This is a genomic window from Vibrio genomosp. F10 str. 9ZD137 (genome assembly GCF_049974785.1).
GTDB lineage: Bacteria > Pseudomonadota > Gammaproteobacteria > Enterobacterales > Vibrionaceae > Vibrio.
Genome location: NZ_JBNGCJ010000773.1, coordinates 1 through 4,603 on the forward strand (window position 1 = coordinate 1; position 4,603 = coordinate 4,603).

Sequence of the window (4,603 nt, forward strand, 5' to 3'; positions counted from 1 at the left end):
AACCGCTCTTCCGATCTCGACGTCGGTAAAACCGCCCAAAGAGTAGCGATGCATGCCACCAGTGAGTCCGACAAAAAATCCTACGACAGGCCCACCAAATATTCCCCCCATGACCGCGCCGATCGCTCGAGTATTTGCTATCGCATCATTGATTTGTAAACCAAAGTAGGTGCCCAAAATGCAAAACAGAGAAAATAGGACATAAACACTGAGCTTATGGCTAATACGATTTGATATGTTCAGCAAAGGGAGAAAAATGGGCGTCTTACTGAGCATGTAAGCCAAAACGAGGTAGACGCACATCTGCTGAAGTAACGACAGAATAAGATCCATAATGCTATCCAAATGGAGAGAAGTAAGGATATTCTAGATAAGAAGAGCGCAATAAAACACCATTAGTCATCTTATTTTCAATGTAATATAAGTAAATAACGAGTGTAATATAAAATTTACACTATTGTTTTTTAATATTTACACTTGAAATGTCATTTTATCCTGTTAATTTATGGCTATGGTCGGTAGTTAAATGCCAAACAATTTAATGTAAAAAATAATATACAGGTGTAGTTATGCAGAAAAGTGAATTAAGCAATATCAATATTAGTGATGAACAGGTATTGATTACTCCTGAAGAACTAAAAACTAAGTTACCTTTGAGCGATAAAGCACGCCAGTTTATTCAAGAATCCCGTCAGAACATCGCCAATATTATTCATAAAAAAGATCATCGTTTACTCGTTGTCTGCGGTCCTTGCTCTATTCACGATATAGACGCCGCTAGAGAATACGCGAAGCGCTTAAAAGCGTTATCTGAAGAGTTAAGCGACCAGCTTTACATTGTGATGAGAGTGTACTTTGAAAAGCCGAGAACCACGGTTGGCTGGAAAGGCCTGATTAATGACCCTCATCTCGATGGTTCATTTGATATTGAGCATGGTCTTCATGTGGGCCGTGAACTGCTTGTTGAGCTCGCTGAAATGGACATCCCGTTGGCAACAGAAGCGCTTGACCCGATCAGTCCACAATACTTAGCCGATACATTTAGCTGGGCAGCGATTGGAGCACGGACAACCGAATCACAAACGCACCGAGAAATGGCCAGTGGGCTTTCTATGCCGATTGGTTTTAAAAATGGCACCGATGGAAGCTTATCGACCGCGATTAATGCTATGCAAGCGGCTTCATCCAGTCACCGTTTCATGGGGATCAACCGTGAAGGCCAGGTCGCGCTTTTAACCACTCAAGGTAACCCAAATGGACACGTAATTCTCCGTGGTGGTAAACAGACCAACTACGATTCAGTATCCGTCACTGAGTGTGAGCAAGACATGGCCCAGTTTGGCTTAGATGCGTCATTAATGGTGGATTGCAGTCATGCTAATTCCCGTAAAGATTACCGCCGCCAGCCTTTAGTTGCTGAAGATGTGATCCACCAAATTCGCGAAGGAAATCAGTCAATTATTGGTCTTATGATTGAAAGCCATATTCACGAAGGAAATCAATCATCTGATTTACCGCTTAGTGAAATGAAATATGGAATTTCCATTACGGATGCGTGTATCAATTGGGAAGCAACTGAGGCACTATTACGTCACGCGCACGCAGAATTAGTGCCGTTTTTAGAGAATCGCCTGAAAGGGTAAAAAGGAACTAGCATGGCTGTTGAATTAAACGAATTGCGTGAGCAAATAGATGCGGTTGATAAGCAAATATTGGACTTACTAGCACAACGTTTGTCGTTGGTTGAGAAAGTTGGTGAAGTCAAAAGTGAGCATGGATTACCTATTTATGCCCCTGATCGTGAAGCGGCAATGCTTGCATCACGTCGGCATGAGGCAGAGAAAAAAGGTGTGCCACCACAACTGATCGAAGATATTCTGCGCAGAACCATGCGAGAGTCCTATGCTAGTGAAAAAGATTCAGGATTCAAGTGCCTAAACCCAGAGTTAAGATCGGTTGTTATTGTTGGTGGTAAAGGGCAATTAGGTGGCTTATTTGGCCGCATGTTCACTCTGTCTGGCTACCAGGTAAAAGTGTTGGGAAGCCAAGATTGGGATAAAGCAGACGAGATCTTAGACAACGCTGGACTTGTGGTTGTTACCGTTCCTATTCACCTTACTCAAGGCGTCATTGAAAAACTATCGAACTTACCTTCTGACTGTATTTTATGCGATTTAACGTCAATTAAATCGATGCCATTAGAAACGATGCTTAATGTTCATCAAGGCCCCGTTGTCGGTTTACACCCAATGTTTGGCCCTGATGTACCGAGTTTAGCGAAACAAGTCATTGTTTACTGCCATGGTCGAGGTGAAGAGAGTTATCAGTGGCTGTTGAAACAGTTTGCCATTTGGGGAGCTTCATTGTGTGAAATCGATGCCAATGAGCATGATAACGGCATGACGCTGATCCAAGCTTTACGTCACTTTACCTCTTTTGCTTACGGTTTACACTTGAGCAAAGAAAACCCGAATATTGATCAGTTATTGCAATTGAGTTCGCCGATTTATCGGCTTGAACTCGCCATGGTGGGCCGTCTATTTGGCCAAGATCCTAACCTGTATGGCGATATCATTTTTTCTTCTCAGGACAACATAGATATGATCAAGCGTTTTCACCAGCGTTTTGGTGATGCGTTAGAAATATTAGAAGGAAAAGATAAGAAGGCCTTTATCACGAGTTTTAATGAAGTCAGTGATTGGTTCGGTGATTACTCTTCGCAGTTTATGAATGAGAGCCAAAATCTATTAAAGCAAGCGAACGATGCTATACATAGAGGTTAGATCTCAGCGGGTAAAGGTGCGTTGAGCGAGTGAAAGTGCATAGAAAGTCTAAAAGAGCAGCCTTGGTTGCTCTTTTTGTTTTTTAGTCAGTAAACCAAAGCCCACCGATGTTTATGTTACCTGCATTCGTCTTAGTGAGCGTGTTCCCCAAGATCGGATAAATGCTCGATGTCGCGGTGCAGTAGGCTATCGTCGCCGACGTTTAATTCAATGAGCCGCTTTAAATAGCTGATACTGTCGATATCAATGTGGTTGATACTTGCTCGAATGATATTGTTGTCAATCTTGATTAAATTGACGGTCATTTGGATAGTAATGTCACTGTCTGGCAGTGAGAATTGAACATCAGCCACTTGATTCTCATTAAGCTGATTACAGCTCGGCTCTGCGCTGAGCAGCAAGCCATGCAGTGATAAGTCTTGAATGTGGGCGTCTACAGAGGTATTCCCTTGTATAACAACAGCAGATGCTTTGTAGACAATTCTTGAAAATCGACGTTTTTCAACCATAGTGATATCTCTTCTTTCTCTGTACTTGCTTTAAGTGCATTAGCTGTAATTGCATTAGCTCCAAGTGTTTCAGATTCAAATGTATGCGTTTCAATAGCATGTATTTCAACGTTTCATCAATCATAATAGCAAAGTTCCGCAATGTTCAATGTGCCTTAGCTCTTAGAATGCCTTAAGTTTCTTTTAAATGATGGGACTAAAGGGTGTACAGATTTAAAAAAACCGCAGAATGTCTGCGGTTCTTGATTCCATTATTAAGCTTGCGACTACTTGGTAATTCGCTTGTACTTAATACGGTGTGGTTCTGCCGCTTGAGCACCTAATGTCTTCTTCAGCCACTCACTGTATTCAGTATAGTTGCCTTCGTAGAAGTTGACCTGTCCTTCATCGCGGTAATCTAAAATGTGCGTTGCAATACGGTCTAGGAACCAACGGTCATGCGAGATAACCATGGCACAACCAGGGAACTCAAGCAGCGCTTCTTCAAGAGCTCGCAGCGTTTCAACATCAAGATCATTGGTCGGTTCATCGAGTAGCAGCACGTTACCGCCCGCTTTTAGCAGTTTTGCTAAGTGGACACGGTTGCGTTCACCACCAGAAAGCTGGCCGATGATTTTTTGTTGGTCGTTGCCTTTGAAGTTGAAGCGAGAGCAGTAGGCACGAGCAGGGATTTCGAAGTTATTGATCTTAATGATATCAGCGCCTTCAGAGATCTCTTGGAATACTGTTTTTGTGTCGTCCATGCTGTCACGGAACTGATCAACAGAAGCAAGCTTAACCGTTTCGCCAAGTTCAACGGTGCCTGAATCTGGCTGTTCAGCGCCACTCAACATCTTAAACAGTGTTGATTTACCTGCACCGTTGGCACCAACGATACCGACAATCGCACCTTTAGGCATGCTGAATGATAGGTCGTCGATAAGAACGCGATCACCAAATGACTTAGTGAGGTTCTTAACTTCAAGTACCTTGTCACCTAAACGCTCACCAGGTGGGATAAACAGTTCGTTAGTTTCGTTACGCTTCTGGTATTGACCCGTCGTCATTTCTTCAAAACGCGCCATACGAGCTTTAGACTTAGCTTGACGACCTTTCGGGTTTTGACGAACCCATTCCAGTTCTTTCTCAATCGTTTTTTGACGTGCGCTTTCGCCTGCTTTTTCTTGCTTCAAACGCTCATCTTTCTGTTCTAGCCAAGATGTGTAGTTACCTTGCCATGGGATACCTTCACCACGGTCAAGTTCTAGAATCCAGCCTGCTGCGTTGTCTAGGAAATAACGGTCGTGGGTAATCGCCACAACAGTACCGCTG

The 4,603-nt window shown here is 43.1% G+C and carries 5 protein-coding genes; 2 read left to right on the forward strand and 3 right to left on the reverse strand.

Going from position 1 to position 4,603, the window contains the following annotated elements; all coding sequences use genetic code 11:
• Positions 1 to 333 (reverse strand): LytS/YhcK type 5TM receptor domain-containing protein (locus ACP45E_RS18065; RefSeq protein WP_277815720.1); only part of this gene is annotated, 333 nt, incomplete at its 3' end.
• A gap of 236 nt (positions 334 to 569) precedes the next feature.
• Between ACP45E_RS18065 and ACP45E_RS18070 the strand changes: the two genes are divergently transcribed.
• A complete protein-coding gene (locus ACP45E_RS18070; protein WP_017035451.1) occupies positions 570 to 1,643 on the forward strand; it encodes a 3-deoxy-7-phosphoheptulonate synthase in 1,074 nt (357 codons plus the stop codon).
• 12 nt (positions 1,644 to 1,655) lie between these two features.
• On the forward strand, positions 1,656 to 2,783 hold the full coding sequence (gene tyrA / locus ACP45E_RS18075; protein ID WP_017035450.1) for a bifunctional chorismate mutase/prephenate dehydrogenase: 1,128 nt from the start codon (positions 1,656 to 1,658) through the stop codon (positions 2,781 to 2,783).
• Between the two features lie 131 nt (positions 2,784 to 2,914).
• Here tyrA and ACP45E_RS18080 read toward each other — a convergent pair whose 3' ends face one another.
• Both ACP45E_RS18080 and ettA read right to left on the reverse strand, forming a co-directional pair.
• Positions 2,915 to 3,292 (reverse strand): PilZ domain-containing protein, encoded by a 378-nt coding sequence (locus ACP45E_RS18080; RefSeq protein WP_017035449.1) that lies wholly within the window; start codon positions 3,290 to 3,292, stop codon positions 2,915 to 2,917.
• A gap of 266 nt (positions 3,293 to 3,558) precedes the next feature.
• On the reverse strand, positions 3,559 to 4,603 hold a 1,045-nt coding region (gene ettA / locus ACP45E_RS18085), incomplete at its 5' end, for an energy-dependent translational throttle protein EttA (RefSeq protein WP_083251620.1).

What these genes read in the sequence shown, in the direction of transcription:
- ACP45E_RS18080 (WP_017035449.1), bottom strand. Translation starts at nt 3,292, where the DNA reads ATGGTTGAAAAACGTCGATTTTCAAGAATTGTCTACAAAGCATCTGCT.
- ACP45E_RS18070 (WP_017035451.1), top strand. Translation starts at nt 570, where the DNA reads ATGCAGAAAAGTGAATTAAGCAATATCAATATTAGTGATGAACAGGTA.
- tyrA (WP_017035450.1), top strand. Translation starts at nt 1,656, where the DNA reads ATGGCTGTTGAATTAAACGAATTGCGTGAGCAAATAGATGCGGTTGAT.